This is a genomic window from Actinocorallia lasiicapitis, from assembly GCF_054778695.1.
Genome location: NZ_BAAGZI010000923.1, coordinates 1 through 541 on the forward strand (window position 1 = coordinate 1; position 541 = coordinate 541).

1 pseudogene is annotated in these 541 nt (G+C 76.2%); it reads left to right on the forward strand.

From position 1 onward, the window contains the following. Window positions 1-541: pseudogene (locus ACYVE7_RS35520) on the forward strand (CHAT domain-containing protein); the annotation flags it as partial.

A 541-nucleotide genomic window follows, 5' to 3' on the forward strand; every position in this document is an offset into this window, starting at 1 on the left:
TCGGTCGCCGCGCAGGCCGGCGCGTGTATGGCGCGGGGCGTCAAGGCCGTGTACGCGGGCCGGATGGACACGGCGGCCGGCGCGTTCCGCACGGCCGCCGCGCTGGCCGGACGCGGTGGGGTCAGGGAGCTCGAACTGATGGTCCGCAGCAATCTCGGGTTCCTGGCAGCCCGCTCAGGCGAGCTCGCCCGCGCCCTGTCCCTGTTCGACGAGGCGGCGCAGGAGCTGACCGGCGAACGCCGCTTCCAGGTGCTCCTCGATCGTGCGGAGGCGCTGCTCGAAGGCGGTCTTCCCGGCGAGGCCCGCGACCTGCTCACCGGCGTCCTCGACGACACCGGCCGCCTCGGCTGCGCCGCCGAGACCGCCAACGCCCTCTACCTGAGCTCCCTCACCGAGCTGGCCTGCGGCGACTCCGTCCGCGCCGCCGACACGGCCCACCGGTCGCGGCTGCTGTTCGCGGCGCAGGGCCGTCCCGGCTGGGCCGTCAAAGCCGACCACGCCCTGCTGCGCGCCCGGACCGCCGCCGGTGACCGCTCCCCCG